This window comes from Streptosporangium sp. 'caverna' (assembly GCF_003203775.1).
Taxonomy (GTDB): domain Bacteria; phylum Actinomycetota; class Actinomycetes; order Streptosporangiales; family Streptosporangiaceae; genus Streptosporangium; species Streptosporangium subroseum.
Map to the genome: position 1 here is coordinate 3,344,332 of NZ_CP029711.1, position 15,407 is coordinate 3,359,738.

Genomic DNA, 15,407 nt, shown 5'->3' on the forward strand with positions numbered 1-15,407 from the left:
GGTTCTCTTTCGAAGGACGAGTTCGGTTCAAAGGAAAAGGATGAGCGCCCCGCGGCAGGCCGCGGGGCGCTCACGGGTCAGGACTTGTGCGTCCGGGCGAGTCGCCGGATCGCGGCCTCGTAGATCTCGTCGGGATCCAGCCGCCTGAGCTCCTCGGCGAGCAGCTCCGACTTCGGGCGCCGGGTCAGAGCGACCTGGCGGTCCGGCTGGCCCGGGCGGGACAGCATGGCCATGCGGCCGTCGCCGCGGGTGATGACGATGTCGCCCTCGGTCGTGGAGAGCTTCACCGCGGTCAGCCCCGGGCCCGCCGATTCGGTGACCTTCACCGAGGCGCCGAGACGCTCGCCGAGCCAGGCCGCCAGCAGCAGGGCGCTGGCGTGGCCGGTCACGGCCTCCACGGTGCCCTTCTTGACCTTGCCCACCGGCTGGTCGAACGCGGCGGCCAGCAGGCTCCGCCACGTCGTCAGCCGGGTCCAGGCCAGGTCGGTGTCACCCGGAACGTAGCCGTGAGCCCGGCCGGCGATCGCCGCGACCGAGTCGGCCGCCGCCCGCGCGTCGACGATGCGGCGCTGGGCGAGCATGCCGATCGGGTCCTTGGCCGGGATGTCGGGGCAGTCGCCCGGCCACCAGGCCACCACCGGAGTGTCGGTGAGCAGCAGCGGGCTGACCACCGAGTCGGCGTGCTTGGTGAGCTCGCCGTACAGGCGGAGCAGAATCACCTCGCCCGGCGTGGACTCGCCGAACCGAAGCTCGGCGTCGAGCCGGTTCGACTCCTTCGGATCGCGAGAGATGACAACCAGTATCCGGGAGGGGTGCTCCCTGGCCGCCTCGGTCGCTGCCCGTACCGCGTCGTACTGCTCGCTCTCGTCGCAGACCACCACCAGGGTCAGCACCATGCCGACCGCAGGGGTGCCCATCTGGTGCCGCAGCGCGGTGAGCTGGGAGGAGATCTTCGACGCGTTCGTGCCGCTGAGCATGAAACTCGTCATCTAGAGCCTCCTCCAGACGCGGCCGTCGCGGGCCATCAGTTCGTCAGCCGACTTGGGGCCCCACGTGCCCGCCGGGTATTCCTCCGGCGGTCCCTGGGAGGCCCAGAACTCCTCGATCGGGTCGAGGATCTGCCACGACAGCTCGACCTCGCGCTGGTGCGGGAAGAGCGGCGGATCGCCGATCAGCACGTCCAGCAGCAGCCGCTCGTAGGCCTCGGGGGAGGACTCCATGAACGACTCGCCGTAGGCGAAGTCCATCGAGACGTCCCTGACCTCCATCGCGGTGCCGGGCACCTTGGAGCCGAACCGCACCGTGATGCCCTCGTCGGGCTGCACCCGGATGACCAGGGCGTTCTGCCCCAGGATCTCGGTGTCGTCCTTGCTGAACGGCAGGTGGGGCGCGCGCTGGAACACCACGGCGACCTCGGTCACCCGGCGGCCGAGCCGCTTGCCGGTGCGCAGGTAGAACGGCACCCCGGCCCAGCGGCGGTTGGCGATCTCCAGCTTGATGGCGGCGTAGGTCTCGGTGATCGATTCGGGCGAGATGCCCTCCTCCTGCGTGTAACCGATGACCGGGTCGCCACCCTGCCAGCCCGGACCGTAACGGCCGCGGGCGGTGGACAGCGACAGGTCCGACGGCAGCCGCACGGCCTTGAGGACCTTCTCCTTCTCCCTGCGCAGCGAGTCGGCTCCGAACGACGTCGGATCCTCCATGCCGACCAGGGCCAGCAGCTGCAGCAGGTGGTTCTGGATCACGTCACGGGCCGCGCCGATGCCGTCGAAGTAACCCGCCCGGCCGCCGATGCCGATGTCCTCGGCCATCGTGATCTGAACGTGGTCGACGTAACCCCGGTTCCAGATCGGCTCGAACAGGTTGTTGGCGAACCGCAGCGCCAGAATGTTCTGGACGGTCTCCTTGCCCAGGTAGTGGTCGATGCGGAACACCGAACTCTCCGGGAAGACCGCGCTGGTGATCGCGTTCAGCTCCTGGGCGCTCTTCAGGTCGTGCCCGAAGGGCTTCTCGATCACAACCCGGCGCCAGCTCCCGGGAGGGGCGTCCGCGAGGTTGGTCCGCTTGAGCTGCTGGACCACGAGCGGGAAGAACTTCGGCGGCACCGACAGGTAGAAGCCGTAATTGCCGCCGGTGCCCCGGGTCTCGTCGATCTCCTTGAGCATCATGGCCAGCGCGTCGAACGCGCCGTCGTCGGTGAACTCACCCGGGCAGAAGAAGATGCCCTCCGACAGCTGCTTCCAGACCTCCTCGCGGAACGGCGTCCGCGCGTGCTCCTTGACGGCCGCGTGGGTGAGCTCCGCGAAGTCCTGGTCCTTCCAGTCACGGCGGGCGAAGCCCACCAGGGAGAACCCCGGGGGCAGCAGCCCCCGGTTGGCCAGGTCGTAGATCGCCGGCAACAGCTTCTTACGCGCCAGGTCGCCGGTCACACCGAACAGCACCAGCACGCACGGCCCCGCCACACGAGGAATGCGCTTGTCACGCGGGTCGCGCAGCGGGTTGGCCGCCGCCACCGCTTCGGTGGTGGCGGCGACCGCGGCCGCGGCCGCCGAAGTCATGGGCTCCCCGGCTTTGACATCGGAGTTTATGGGCTCCTCGGCTTTGACCTCGGAGTTTTCCTTGTTCATTCAGACCTCCAGCGGCCCATTCAGGCCTGCCGGGCGGCGGCGAGCAGACGCTCGACGCCTGCCACGCGATCGGTCAGGTGCAGCCGTACGGTGGGACGTCCGCGCTTGGCCAGCGCACCCTGGTCTCCCAGAGCCTGGGCCAGCTGCAGGCGGCCCAGGGTGTACGGCTTTCCGGGAACCTCGATGTCGTTCTCAACGGCCCCGGTGATCTGCAGGAACACTCCGTTCTGCGGGCCACCCTTGTGGTACTGGCCGGTGGAGTGCAGGAACCGCGGGCCCCACCCGAAGGTGACCGGGCGCTCGGTCCGCGTCGCGAGCTGGCCGCGCAGCGTGACCGGGTCGGCCCCGCTCCACGCGTCGGTCATCTCCTCGAACGAGGCGCCCTCGGGGTAGGGGGCGTCGAACGCCGCCTCCCGGTCGAGGTAGGCCATGATCGTGAGATAGCCGTCTTCGGGGATCGCGTCCAGCAGCCGGGTGAGCACGTCGGACAGGTCCTCGGGAGCCTCCGAGCCCGGCAGCTCGCCGTACACCTCGACCGGGCCGTCGACCAGGATCGGCGTGCCGACCGGCAGTTCGGCCTGGTCCAGCAGCTCGCCGGTGTTCTCCTTGGACTCGGCCACGTTCGGCTGGCTGAACGGGTCGATGCCGAGCACGCGGCCGGCGATGGCCGTGGCGTACTCCCAGACGAGGAACTGCGCGCCCAGCGGACCGGTGACGGTCACCGCGCCGTCGGTGTCGATCCCGACGACCAGCTCGTCGTCGATGCCACTCGGGTCGGCGCCGACGACGGGCAGGATGCCCTTGCCGGACTTGCCGGTGGACTCGGCGATGAGCTGCTCGATCCAGTCGGGCAGGCCGTTGATCTCCGAGAGGTCGTCCTCGATCACGAGCTTGTCACGCCCGTCGGCCGCGGCGGCGCCGAGGGCGGCGCCGAGGTCCAGGCCGGGGTTGCCCTCGGTCTGCGACAGCAGCGGCTGCACGGCGGCCGCGTCGTCGAGCAGCTCCTTGACGTCGGCTCCCGCGAGGGCGCTGGGCACCAGGCCGAACGCCGACAGGGCGCTGTAGCGGCCGCCGACGGTGGGGTCGGCCAGGATGACCGTGTAGCCCGCCTCGATGGCGCTCTGCTCCAGCGGGGAGCCGGGGTCGGTGACCACGACGATCCGGTCGGCCGGGTCGATCCCCGCGTCGCGGAAGGCCTTCTCGTAGATTCGCCGGTGGCTGTCGGTCTCGGCCGTGCCGCCGCTCTTGCTGGCGACCACCAGGATCGTGCTCTCCAGCCGGTCTTCGAGCGCGCGGCGCACCTGACCGGGGTCGGTGGTGTCGAGCACGGTCAGCGGCACGTCGGCGCTCGTCGTGATGACCTCGGGGGCGAGCGAGGAGCCGCCCATGCCCGCGAGGACCACGTGGTTCAGGTTCTCCGCGCGGGCCCGCTCGACCAGCTTCTCGATCTCGGGAAGCAGCTCACGGCTTGTCAGCGGAAGGGTGAGCCAGCCGAGGCGGACGGTCGCCTCGGGCTCGGCCTCCGGGCCCCACAGCGTGGGGTCCCCGCTCGCCAGGGCGGCGGGGACCCCTTCGGCGACGAGGCGGCCCACGGTCTCGGAGGCGAGCTCGGCCAGATTCTCGTCGTCGAACGTTACGGACACTGACATGCGTTCAGGCCTTCTTCAGTTCGGCGTCGACGGTTGACAGGAGCTCGGTCCAGGACGCCTTGAACTTGTCCACACCGTCTTCCTCCAGGAACCTCACGACGTCGTCGTAGTCAAGGCCGACTTCCTTGAGCGCGGCCATGGTGTTCCAGGCGTGCTCGTAGAAGGGGCGAACGGTGTCGTCGGTGATCTTGCTATGGTCGGCCACGGCGTTGAGGGTCTTCTCCGGCATCGTGTTGACCGTGCCGGCCGCGACCAGGTCGTCGACGTAGAGGGTGTCGGGGTAGTCGGGGTTCTTGGTCCCGGTGGAGGCCCACAGCGGGCGCTGCGGGCGAGCTCCGGCGGCGGCCAGGGCCTGCCAGCGCGGGGAGTTCATGACGTCCTCGAAGGCGGCGAAGGCCAGGCGGGCGTTGGCGACCGCGGCCTTGCCCTTGAGCTCCAGCGCCTCGGGCGTGCCGATCTTGTCCAGGCGCTTGTCGATCTCGCTGTCCACGCGGCTGACGAAGAACGAGGCCACCGACTCGATGCTCGACAGGTTCAGGCCGTTCGCCTTCGCCCGCTCCAGGCCGGTCAGCCAGGCGTCCATCACGCCGCGGTAGCGCTCGAGGGAGAAGATCAGCGTGACGTTGACGCTGATGCCCTCGGAGATCGCCTGGGCGATCGCGGGCAGGCCCTCGACCGTGGCCGGGATCTTGATGAACAGGTTGGGACGGTCGACCATCCACCACAGTGCGCGGGCTTCGGCGATCGTCTTGTCGGTCTCCCTGGCCAGGCGCGGGTCGACCTCGATCGAGACCCGGCCGTCCACGCCCTGGCTGGCGTCGTAGACCGGCTTCAGCACGTCGGCGGCCCAGCGGATGTCGTAGGTGGTGATGGCGCGCACCGCCTCCTCGAGGTCCACTCCACGCACCTTCAGGTCGTGGAGCTGGGTGTCGTAGGCGTCGCCCTTGCTCAGCGCCGAGGCGAAGATCGTCGGGTTGGAGGTGACGCCGACCACGGACTTCTCGCGGATCAGCGACTCCAGGTTGCCGGTACGGAGGCGCTCGCGGCTGATGTCGTCCAGCCAGATGGAGACGCCCTGCTCCGAAAGTCTCTTCAGGATCTCACTCATGATCAGTTTCCCGTCGTCTCGCCCTTGTCGGCCCCGGTCTTCGCGAGGCTGGCCTTCGCGGCGGCAGCGACTCGCTCGGCGGTGAGGCCGAACTGCTCGTAGAGGGTCTTGTATGGAGCAGAAGCACCGAAGTGCTCCAAGCTCACTACTTCCCCGTCATCTCCCACGAACTCCCGCCAGCCCAGTGCGATTCCCGCCTCCACGGCGACGCGCGCGCGGACCGCGGAGGGCAGCACCGTCTGCTTGTAGGCGGAGTCCTGGGCCTGGAACCACTCGACGCACGGCATCGACACGACCCGGGTCGGGAATCCCTCCGCCTCCAGGAGCTCGCGGGCCCCGACGGCCAGCTCGACCTCGGAGCCGGTGCCGATCAGGATCACCGCGGGCTGGCCGTTGGAGGCGTCCTGCAGGACGTAACCGCCCTTGGCGACCTTCGTGGCGTCCCCGCTGCCCTCGTAGACCGGCAGGTTCTGCCGGGTCAGGGCCAGCGCGGCCGGCCGGTCGTTGTGCTCCAGCACGGTCCGCCACGCGGCGGCCGTCTCGTTGGCGTCGGCGGGGCGGACCACGTCGAGGCCCGGGATGGCGCGCAGCGCCCACAGGTGCTCGACGGGCTGGTGGGTCGGGCCGTCCTCGCCCAGACCGATGGAGTCGTGCGTCCACACGTAGGTGACCGGCAGCTTCATCAGCGCCGCGAGCCGTACGGCGGGGCGCATGTAGTCGCTGAAGACGAGGAACGTGCCGCCGTAGGGGCGGGTGCCGTTGTGCAGCGCGATGCCGTTGAGGATCGACCCCATGCCGTGCTCGCGGATGCCGAAGTGCAGCGTGCGGCCGTAGCGGTTGCCGGGGAACTCCTTGGTCTGGAACTCCTCGGGGATGAAGGACGGCTCGCCCTTCATCGTGGTGTTGTTGGACTCGGCCAGGTCGGCCGAACCGCCCCACAGCTCGGGCAGCACCGGCGCGAGGCTGTTGAGCACCTCGCCGGAGGCCTTGCGGGTGGCGACGGAGGCGCCGGTCTCGAAGACGGGGAGCGCCTCGGTCCAGCCCTTGGGGAGCTGTCGCGCGGAGATGCGCTCGAACTCGGCGAAGCGCTCGGGGTTGGCGTCGCGCCAGCTCTGGAAACCCTTCTCCCACTCGGCGTGGGCCGCGCGGCCCCGCTCGACGACCTCGCGGGTGTGCTCCAGAACCTCGGCGGGGACGTCGAAGCTCTTGGCCGGGTCCTGCCCCATGATCGTCTTGGTGGCGGCGACCTCTTCGGCGCCCAGAGCCGAGCCGTGGGCCTTGCCGGTGTTCTGCTTCTTCGGCGCGGGCCAGCCGATGATGGTGCGCAGGCGGATGAACGACGGCCTGCCGGTCTCGGCGCGGGCGGCCTCCAGGGCCTGGTGCAGCGCCTCGACGTCCTCGACGTAGTCGCCGGTCTGCGTCCAGTCGACGGTCTGGGTGTGCCAGCCGTAGGCGTCGTAACGCCTGACGACGTCCTCGCTCAGCGCGATCTGGGTGTCGTCCTCGATGGAGATGTGGTTGCTGTCGAAGACGACGATCAGGTTGCCCAGCTTCTGGTGGGCGGCGATGGCGCTGACCTCGTGGCTGATGCCCTCTTCGATGTCACCCTCGGAGGCGATGCACCAGATCGTGTGGTCGAAGGGGCTCGTGCCCGCTTCCGCGTCCGGGTCGAACAGGCCGCGCTCGCGGCGGGCCGCCATGGCCATGCCGACCGCGTTGCCGAGGCCCTGGCCGAGCGGACCGGTGGTGGTCTCGACGCCGATGGTGTGGCCGTGCTCCGGGTGGCCCGGGGTCAGGCTGTTCCACTGGCGCAGTGCCTTCAGGTCGTCCAGGCTGAGGCCGTAACCCGAGAGGAACAACTGGATGTAAAGGGTAAGGCTGCTGTGTCCGGCGGAGAGGACGAACCGATCCCTGCCCACCCAGGTGGGATCAGAGGGGTCGTGCCGCATGGCCTGCTGAAAAAGCAGGTAGGCGGCGGGCGCCAGGCTCATCGCGGTGCCCGGGTGGCCCGAACCCGCCTTCTCTACCGCGTCCATCGCCAAGGCCCGTACGACGTCGACCGCCTGACGGTCCAGGTCGCTCCATTCAAGGGCTGGCACGAGTTCGCTGCTCAAGTGCTCGTTCTCCGGATCTTGTCGTGTAATGATGGCGCCGGTCTGGTATTTCCCGCCCACACCGGACCCTAACGGTTCGGCCTCGCCTGCTGCTGCGCAGGCCCACGTCGGGGCGAGTCCGCGGGGGCGATGAGGAGCGCGGACGGGTTCCCGGAGGGGATCCCGTCGCGCGGCTTCAGCACCCCATGCCGGGACCGGCCCCCCCAACAACTACAGTGAGTTCTCAAAGCTGGCTGGTGCCCGCAATTCACGGATCCGCTCTAATCAGAGGTTACGCGTTGACCCCGCACGTGCTGGAAGCGCCTTAGATGGTGCTGACCGACAAGCAATCGATGACCCCTCCCGGGGCGGCCGCGGCATCCGATGCCGCGCCGCACTCGTTCGGCGACACGGTGAAGGCGTATATCGCCCTCACCAAACCGCGGATCATCGAGCTGCTGCTGATCACAACACTACCGGTGATGTTCCTGGCCGCACGAGGCCTGCCACCGCTGTGGATCGCCGTCAACACCCTGGTGTTCGGCACCCTCTCGGCCGGCAGTGCGAACGCCCTGAACTGCTACATCGACCGTGACATCGACGCCACGATGCGCCGCACCCGGCGCCGCCCGCTCGCCCGCGACCTGGTCCCGCCGACCAACGCGCTGATCTTCGGCGTCATCCTCGGGGTGCTGTCGACTCTTGGCCTCGGGTTGATGGTGAATTGGCTCGCGGCGGGCCTCTCGCTGGCCGCGAACCTCTTCTACGTGCTCGTCTACTCGATGATCCTCAAGCGGAGGACCTCCCAGAACGTGGTGTGGGGCGGCCTCGCCGGCTGCATGCCGGTGCTGATCGGCTGGGCGGGTGTCACCGGCAGCCTCGACTGGGCCCCGGTGGTCCTCTTCGGCGTGGTGTTCTTCTGGACGCCTCCGCACACCTGGACCCTCGCCATGCGCTACAAGGAGGACTACGCCGCGGCGAAGATCCCCATGCTGCCGGTGGTCGCCACCGAGCGCCGCGTGGTGCTGGAGAGCATCGTCTACACCTGGGCCACGGTGCTCTGCTCGCTGCTGCTGTGGCCGATCGCCGGGACCACGCTGATCTATCCCGCCGTGGCCCTCGTCCTCGGCGCGGCCTGCCTGTGGGAGGTCCACCGCCTTCTCGGCCGGGTCAACGCGGGCAAGACCGGCGTGGACCTGCGCCCGATGCGCTTCTTCCACTGGTCCAACGCCTACCTGGCGCTGCTCTTCCTGGCCGTCGCCATCGACTCGATGTTCGTCTGAGCCGGTTCAGGCGAACATCCAATCCTGTTAGGGCCATCGCCCCCGTGACCGTTCACGGGGGTTCTTCTTTTCCGGTTTTTTGGCGTCGAATGTGTCTTTCGTGGTTGACCCCAGGTCAAGCGCGGGGGTGGAGGGGACAGGTCGTGGTTGATCGGTTACGGTTGCCACATGGCAAGCCGTGATCCTCGGTGGGTGCTCAGGGAGCGCCCGTCTGTCGCACTGATCGCGGGGCTTGTCCTTACCGGGTTGTGCGCGCTGGTGTCGTTCTCCTTCGACGTGCTGAACGGTGATCCGGTCTACTTTTTCATCGCGCTCGGGCTGGCCCTGGCGCCGGTCCCCGTCCTGCTGGCCGCCGTGCTCGCGCTCGACCGCATGGAGCCCGAACCCCGGAGCAACCTGATCTTCGCGTTCGCCTGGGGCGCGGGCGTGGCGGTCCTCGTCGCCGGAGTCATCAACTCCTTCAACCTGTTCTACATCGAGAACGCCGTCCGGATGGGCTACGACTACGCGCGCAACGTCGCCGCGACGTTCGGCGCCCCGGTGGTCGAGGAGACGATGAAGGGGCTGGTCCTGCTGGGCCTGCTCAGGTTCAAGAGGGCGGAGCTCGACGGGCCCACCGACGGCATCATCTACGCCAGCATGGTCGGCTTGGGCTTCGCGATGAGCGAGAACGTCAGCTACTACGTGGCCGCTCTCGACGACCTGGGCGCGCAGGGCCTGGCGGTGACCGTCGTGCTGCGGGGGATCCTGTCGCCGTTCGCCCATCCGCTGTTCACCTCCATGATCGGCGTCGCGGTGGCCTACGCGGCGCAGCGCCAGGGGCCGATGCGGATCTTCGTGATCGCCGCCGGCTGGATCGGCGCGATGGCGCTCCACGGGATCTGGAACGGCTTCGCGTCCTACGTCGGCATCGGCGGCCTGGCCATCGCCTACCTGCTGCTGATGGTCGTGCTGTTCGTCATGATCTGGATCGTCTTCCGCGACCGCAAGCGCATCGTCGGCCTGATCCAGAGTTATCTGCCCGCCTACCAGCCGACCGGGCTCGTCGCCCAGTACGACGTCAACATGCTCTCCTCCCTGCCCGGACGCCGCCACGCCCGGCAGTGGGCGAAGACACACGGCGGCAGGGGAGGGCTGCGGGCGATGAACGACTACCAGCTCGCGGCCACCGAGCTCGGCCTGCTCCACGAGCGGGCCAGGCGCCGCGTGATCGACGAGCGCACGTTCGACGAGGAGCAGCAGGCGCTGCTGGAGTGCATGGCGGGCGCCCGCGCGCAGTTCCCCGCGCCGCCGGCCGCGCCCCCCGGCGGCGGTGCCTCATCGGGATACCGGCCCGGCCAGGGCAGCCCGCCCAACCTGCCGGGCGCCTCCTACCGGCGTCCGTTCCCCGGGTACGGCGCTCACCCCGACTGAAGCGCGGCGTCCAGGCTCGTCTCGCGCGGACCGGGGAAGACCGGGTCGGAGTCGAGGACCACGGAGTCGAGAAGCCCCTTCGCCGAGGCGAAGAACTCGCGGGCCGCGAGGGCGTAGGTGGAGACCCACTGTTTGCTCGAGTCGTCGCCGACGCCGAAGGTCTCCACGCCCGCCGTACGGCACAGGGTGACGGCCCTGGGCAGGTGGAAGACCTGGGTGACCACGGTGAGCCGGTGGGCGCCGAACACGGTGCGGGCCCGCACGCACGAGTCCCAGGTGTCGAAGCCCGCGTAGTCGAGGACGAGCGCCCTGCCCGGCACTCCGCGCGCGAGCAGGTAGTCGTGCATCACGGTCGGCTCGTCGTATCCCACCCGTCCGTTGTCGCCCGAGAGCAGGATCGCCCTGACCTTGCCCGCCCGGTACAGCTCGGCGGAGATGTCCAGCCGCCTGGCCAGCATGGGCGTCGGGTTCTCCCCGGTGATGCCCGCCCCCAGCACCAGCGCCACCGGCGCCTCGGGGACCTCGGCCATCCAGCCGGGGGAGTCGGCGACCACCCGATGTCCGGAACTGGCCAGCCAGACCCAGGTCAGCGGCGCGATCATCAGCACGCTCAGCAGCACCGCGCCCTGGTAGGAGAGCCGGAAGGTCCTGCGTGACACGCGCATCCGGTCATTGTCCCGGTTGGGCGCGGGTGGCGTCGAGCCTGTCCCGGTCGAGCATGGGCGGCATCGAACCTGTCCTGATCCGGTCCTGTGTGGCGCTGATCCGTCCCGTCGGGTCCCGGGTGGCGCCAAATCCACCCCGGTCGGGTGTGGCCGGCGCCGTACCCGTGCCGATCAGGCGTTGACGGTGTCGAGCTCGTCCCGGTTCGTGGCGGTTGTGTCCAGCGGGCCCCGCGACCGCATCATGAACACCACCCGCAGTGTGCAGATCCACACCAGCGTCGAGCCGAGCACGTGCAGGTCGACCAGGGCCGCGGGCACGCCCAGGAAGTACTGGACGTATCCGACGCCTCCCTGGGCCAGCTCGACGATCAGCAGCACCAGCGCCGCCCGTCGCACGTAGCCCGGTGCGTCGGTGACGTGAACCGCGAACAGCAGCGCGAACGTGAGACCGACCACGATGTAGACGAAGTCGGTGTGGATCCTCACCACGCTCTCGATGTCGAACTGGAATCGGGAGGCCATCTGGTCGCCGGAGTGCGGCCCGGTGCCGGTCACCACCACGCCCGCGATGAGCAGGACGAACACCGCGGCGGTGAGCGCGAAGCCGAGCGTGCGGATGTCGCGGTGGACCAGGCGTCGCGGTGGGGCGTCTCCCTCGCGTGAGCGGGCGTACAGCGCGTAGGCGGCGGCGATCAGGCCGGTGGAGATCAGGAAGTGCACGCTGACGGTGACCGGGTTGAGCAGGCTCCGCACGACCAGGCCGCCCCAGAGCGCCTGCGCGGCCACGCCGACGGGCTGGATCCAGGCCAGCCGGACCAGGTCGCGGCGGCGGGGAAGGAGTCTCATCGCGTTGATCAGGCAGACCAGGGCGACGGCCAGGACCAGGAAGGTCAGCATCCGGTTGCCGAACTCGATGGCCATGTTGATCGGCGCGGTCTCGCCATGGGCGGCGGGGATGAAGCTGCCGGGGGTGCACCTGGGCCAGGTCGGGCAGCCCAGGCCCGATTTGGTGACCCGCACGGCCGCGCCGCTCACCGTGATGCCCGCGTTGACGACCACCGCCGCCAGCGCCCATCGGCGCATGGTGACGGGGGTGGGGGACCACACGGTATGCCACAGTTTCACGGCATTGCGGCCGATCTGGTCAAGGAGGTGCTTCACGGCTCACATGTTAGGCGGCGAGGTGGTCGGTCCTGCTCTGGACCCCATGCGCGTCCCGCCTCGGGCCGTGCACGTGTCCACCGTGGAGCGCGTACGCGCCCGGCTCGCGGGCCGTGTGCGCGTCCGTCTTGGACTCCGCACGCGTCCGGCTTCCGGTCGTGTGCGCTGCGGTGCGCGTCCTGTCCTGGGCCGTACGCGTCCGGTTTCCGGCCGCGTGCGCCGCCGGTGTCCGTACGGCCTGCCCCGGTGCGTACGGCTTGCCTCGCGGGCCGTCCGGGTAGGGGTCGCTGAGTCGGAGAACGTGAGCTACGTCCCATTGATCCCCTCAAAGGTATGTGACATAGTACTGGCGAGTCGAGGCGCGGAGCGAGGTGAGTCATGCCGGACGTCGTGGTGGTCGGCGCCGGGATCGTCGGGGCTGCCTGCGCCTACTACGCGGCCCGAGCGGGACTGGACGTGGTGGTCGTCGACCGCGGGGCCGTGGCGGGCGGCACGACCGGTGCGGGAGAGGGCAACGTGCTGGTCTCCGACAAGGAGCCGGGCCCCGAGCTCGATCTGGCGCTGCTCTCCAACCGCCTCTGGCGTGACCTGGCGAGCTCCGGCCCCGGCGACGGGTTCGAGTTCGAGTCCAAGGGCGGCCTGGTGGTCGCCGAGACCGGCGAGGTGCTCGGCGCACTCACCTCCCTGGCCGCCAATCAACGCCTTGAGCACACCGTGGTCGCCTCCGACGAGCTCGGCGACTACGAGCCCCACCTGACCCGGGACCTCGCCGGAGGCGTGTTCTACCCTCAGGACGCCCAGGTCCAGCCCATGCTGGCGGCGGCCAGGCTGATCCGGCAGGGCGCGGAGAGATTCGGCCAGAGCGCCCTGATGCTGCGCACCGGCGTCACGGTCACCGGCTTCGTCCGCGACGGCGACCGGGTCACCGGTGTCACGACCGACCAGGGCGACATCCTCGCCGGAGCCGTCGTCAACGCCGCGGGAACCTGGGGCGGCGAGATCGCCGCGCTGGCCGGAGTGCGCGTCCCCGTCCTGCCCCGGCGCGGCTTCATCCTGGTCACGGAGCCGCTCGAAAGACCGCTGATCAGGCACAAGGTCTACACCGCCGCCTACGTCACCGACGTGGCCAGCGATTCGGAGGGCCTGGAGACGTCCGCCGTCGTGGAGGGCACCCCGGCGGGACCCGTGCTCATCGGCGCGAGCCGCGAGCGGGTCGGCTTCGACCGTACGGTCTCCATCCCGGTGCTGGAACGCCTCGCGGCCCAGGCCGTCGCGCTGTTTCCCGCGCTTGCCGAGCGCAGGGTCATCCGGGCCTACTGCGGCTTCCGCCCCTACTGTCCCGACCACCTCCCCGTGATCGGAGAGGACCCCCGGGCCCCCGGCCTCTATCACGCCTGCGGCCACGAAGGCGCGGGAATCGGCCTGGCCCCGGCCACCGGCCACCTCATCGCCCAGGCCCTGATCGACGACCGCCTCGACCTGGACCTCCGCCCCTTCCGCCCGGACCGTTTCACGAAGGAGGACTCTCGATGAGGCAGCCGTACCGCCTGGTGCGGGCGCGGCCGGAGCCGGAGTTCGAGATCAGCGTGGACGGCGTTCCCGTCCCGGTGGTCCCCGGCCAGACCGTCGGCGCCGCCATGCACGGCGCGGGCATCCGCTCCTGGCGCACCACCAGGTTCGGCGGGCGCCCCCGCGGGCTGTTCTGCGGCATAGGCGTCTGCTTCGACTGCCTGGTCACGGTGAACGGCAGCCCGTCCCTGCGCGCCTGCCTGACCGAGGCCCGCCCGGGAGACCTGGTGACCACCGGCCACGACGCGGGCGACGGTCCGCACGGCGACGCGCCCCGCCCCGGCGAGCCCTTCTCCGGCGGTTTCTCCTCCGACGCGCCGACCCATGGCGCGTCCACTCCCGAGGCGTCCACGTCCGGCGCGTCCGATCCCGATGTGCCCGGCCTCGGTGCGGACGGGGAGCGGTGAGCGGCCGATGAAGCCGATCTACGATCTCGCCGTCGTCGGCGCGGGCCCCGCCGGAGTGGCCGGCGCGCTCACCGCGTCCCTCGCCGGGTTGAGCGTCGTGCTCGTCGACGCCGGAGCCAGGCCCGGCGGCCAGTACTTCCGGCAGCCGCCGGAAGGCTTCCACGCGGAGAATCCCGGAGCGCTCCACCACGGCCTCGGCGGGTTCATGCGCCAGTGGGACACGCTCCGCGGCCGGGCCGACATACTGCTCCACCACCGGGTCTGGGCGGTCGAACGCTCTGATGAGGCGATGACCGTACGGTGCCTGGAGGGCGACCGCGAGGAGCGGCCCCGCACGGTCACCGCGCGCAGGCTGCTGATCGCCACCGGCGCGCACGACCGGCCGGTGCCGTTCCCCGGCTGGGACCTGCCGGGCGTGCTCACCGCGGGCGGCGCGCAGGCGCTGCTCAAGGGCGACCTCGTGGTCGCGGGCCGCAGGGTCGTGGTCGCCGGGACGGGGCCGTTCCTCCTCCCGGTCGCCGCGGGGCTGGCCGACGCGGGCGCGGACGTGCTCGGGATCCACGAGGCCAACGGCCGTTTCGGGCTGGCGGGGCACCCGCTGCTCGCCGCGGGCAAGGCCGGGGAGGCCCTCGGGTACGGCGCGCGCCTGGCCCGCCACCGGGTCCCCTACCACGGCCGCCAGGCGGTGATCGCCGCGCACGGCGACCCCGGCGGCACCGCGCTGACCCACGTCACCGTCGCCAGACTGGACTCCGGCTGGCGGCCGATCGCGACCAGAACCGTCGAGTGCGACACCCTCGCCTACGGCTACGGCTTCGTTCCCCAGCTCGATCTACCGGTCCAGCTCGGCTGCGTGACCCGTCACGACATCGACGGCAGCCCGGTCGTCGCGGTGGACGCGGGCCTGCGCACCAGCGTGCCCGGCGTCTACGCGGCGGGGGAGTCCACCGGCGTCGGCGGGGCCGTGCTCGCCGAGGTCGAGGGCCGCATCGCGGGCCGGGCCGCCGCCGCGGACCTGGGCCGCCGGGTGCCGCCCGATCCGGCGCTGTCCCGGCGCAGGGACAGGCTCGCCGCCTTCGCGCGGGCGCTGCAGAGCGCCTACCCGGTGCGGCCCGGCTGGATGGGATGGCTCCGCGACGACACGCTGATCTGCCGCTGCGAGGAGGTGCCCCTGTCGGCCGTGCGCGAGGCACAGGAACTGGGCGCCGTCGACGCGCGCTCCGTCAAGCTGCTGGCGCGCCCCGGCATGGGCTGGTGCCAGGGCCGGATATGCGGCTACGCGGTCGCATGTCTCGCCGGTGAGGACCCCGCGGCGCCCCGGCGCCCGATCGCCCAGCCCATCAGGCTCGGCGACCTCGCCGCGTCGACCCGGCCCCCCTCGGACTGACCCGGCCACCTCGGGCTCTCCCGAGCCTCTCGGCTGTGACCCGAC

At 70.5% G+C, this 15,407-nt stretch carries 12 protein-coding genes; 5 read left to right on the forward strand and 7 right to left on the reverse strand.

Going from position 1 to position 15,407, the window contains the following annotated elements:
• Nucleotides 1-77: 77 nt before the first annotated feature.
• From DKM19_RS14770 to tkt, 5 genes are all read right to left on the reverse strand, one after another.
• Nucleotides 78-989: a glucose-6-phosphate dehydrogenase assembly protein OpcA gene (locus tag DKM19_RS14770; protein WP_110696183.1), complete on the reverse strand. Its 912-nt coding sequence runs from the start codon at nt 987-989 to the stop codon at nt 78-80.
• Nucleotides 990-2,558, reverse strand: coding sequence for a glucose-6-phosphate dehydrogenase (gene zwf, locus DKM19_RS14775; RefSeq protein WP_110705724.1), 1,569 nt, complete (start codon nt 2,556-2,558; stop codon nt 990-992).
• Nucleotides 2,559-2,647: 89 nt separating this feature from the next.
• Nucleotides 2,648-4,276, reverse strand: coding sequence for a glucose-6-phosphate isomerase (locus DKM19_RS14780; RefSeq protein ID WP_110696184.1), 1,629 nt, complete (start codon nt 4,274-4,276; stop codon nt 2,648-2,650).
• Nucleotides 4,277-4,280: 4 nt separating this feature from the next.
• On the reverse strand, nt 4,281-5,384 hold the full coding sequence (tal, locus tag DKM19_RS14785; protein WP_110696185.1) for a transaldolase: 1,104 nt from the start codon (nt 5,382-5,384) through the stop codon (nt 4,281-4,283).
• 2 nt (nt 5,385-5,386) lie between these two features.
• Nucleotides 5,387-7,420 carry a transketolase gene (tkt, locus tag DKM19_RS14790; RefSeq protein WP_239514446.1) on the reverse strand — a complete coding sequence of 678 codons (2,034 nt, stop codon included), beginning with the start codon at nt 7,418-7,420 and terminating at the stop codon, nt 5,387-5,389.
• A gap of 386 nt (nt 7,421-7,806) precedes the next feature.
• On the opposite strand from tkt, the gene DKM19_RS14795 reads away from it, so the two are divergent.
• Together DKM19_RS14795 and DKM19_RS14800 are read left to right on the forward strand one after the other, a co-directional pair.
• On the forward strand, nt 7,807-8,760 hold the full coding sequence (locus DKM19_RS14795; RefSeq protein ID WP_110696187.1) for a heme o synthase: 954 nt from the start codon (nt 7,807-7,809) through the stop codon (nt 8,758-8,760).
• A 168-nt stretch (nt 8,761-8,928) separates the two neighbouring features.
• Complete coding sequence (locus DKM19_RS14800; RefSeq protein WP_110696188.1) at nt 8,929-10,173, forward strand: PrsW family intramembrane metalloprotease; 1,245 nt, start codon at nt 8,929-8,931, stop codon at nt 10,171-10,173.
• Here the strand turns inward: DKM19_RS14800 and DKM19_RS14805 are convergent.
• Nucleotides 10,161-10,838 carry a vancomycin high temperature exclusion protein gene (locus DKM19_RS14805; RefSeq protein WP_110696189.1) on the reverse strand — a complete coding sequence of 226 codons (678 nt, stop codon included), beginning with the start codon at nt 10,836-10,838 and terminating at the stop codon, nt 10,161-10,163. The genes DKM19_RS14800 and DKM19_RS14805 overlap by 13 nt on opposite strands.
• A 171-nt stretch (nt 10,839-11,009) precedes the next feature.
• Nucleotides 11,010-11,999 carry a heme A synthase gene (locus DKM19_RS14810; protein ID WP_110696190.1) on the reverse strand — a complete coding sequence of 330 codons (990 nt, stop codon included), beginning with the start codon at nt 11,997-11,999 and terminating at the stop codon, nt 11,010-11,012.
• Nucleotides 12,000-12,377: 378 nt separating this feature from the next.
• Between DKM19_RS14810 and DKM19_RS14815 the strand changes: the two genes are divergently transcribed.
• From DKM19_RS14815 to DKM19_RS14825, 3 genes are read left to right on the forward strand one after another with little or no spacing between them, the layout of a single operon-like run.
• Nucleotides 12,378-13,532: an FAD-binding oxidoreductase gene (locus tag DKM19_RS14815; RefSeq protein WP_110696191.1), complete on the forward strand. Its 1,155-nt coding sequence runs from the start codon at nt 12,378-12,380 to the stop codon at nt 13,530-13,532.
• Nucleotides 13,529-13,975, forward strand: coding sequence for a (2Fe-2S)-binding protein (locus DKM19_RS14820; protein ID WP_110696192.1), 447 nt, complete (start codon nt 13,529-13,531; stop codon nt 13,973-13,975). The genes DKM19_RS14815 and DKM19_RS14820 overlap by 4 nt, the downstream gene beginning before the upstream one ends.
• A gap of 7 nt (nt 13,976-13,982) precedes the next feature.
• Nucleotides 13,983-15,362: an NAD(P)/FAD-dependent oxidoreductase gene (locus DKM19_RS14825; protein ID WP_110696193.1), complete on the forward strand. Its 1,380-nt coding sequence runs from the start codon at nt 13,983-13,985 to the stop codon at nt 15,360-15,362.
• Nucleotides 15,363-15,407: the final 45 nt, after the last annotated feature.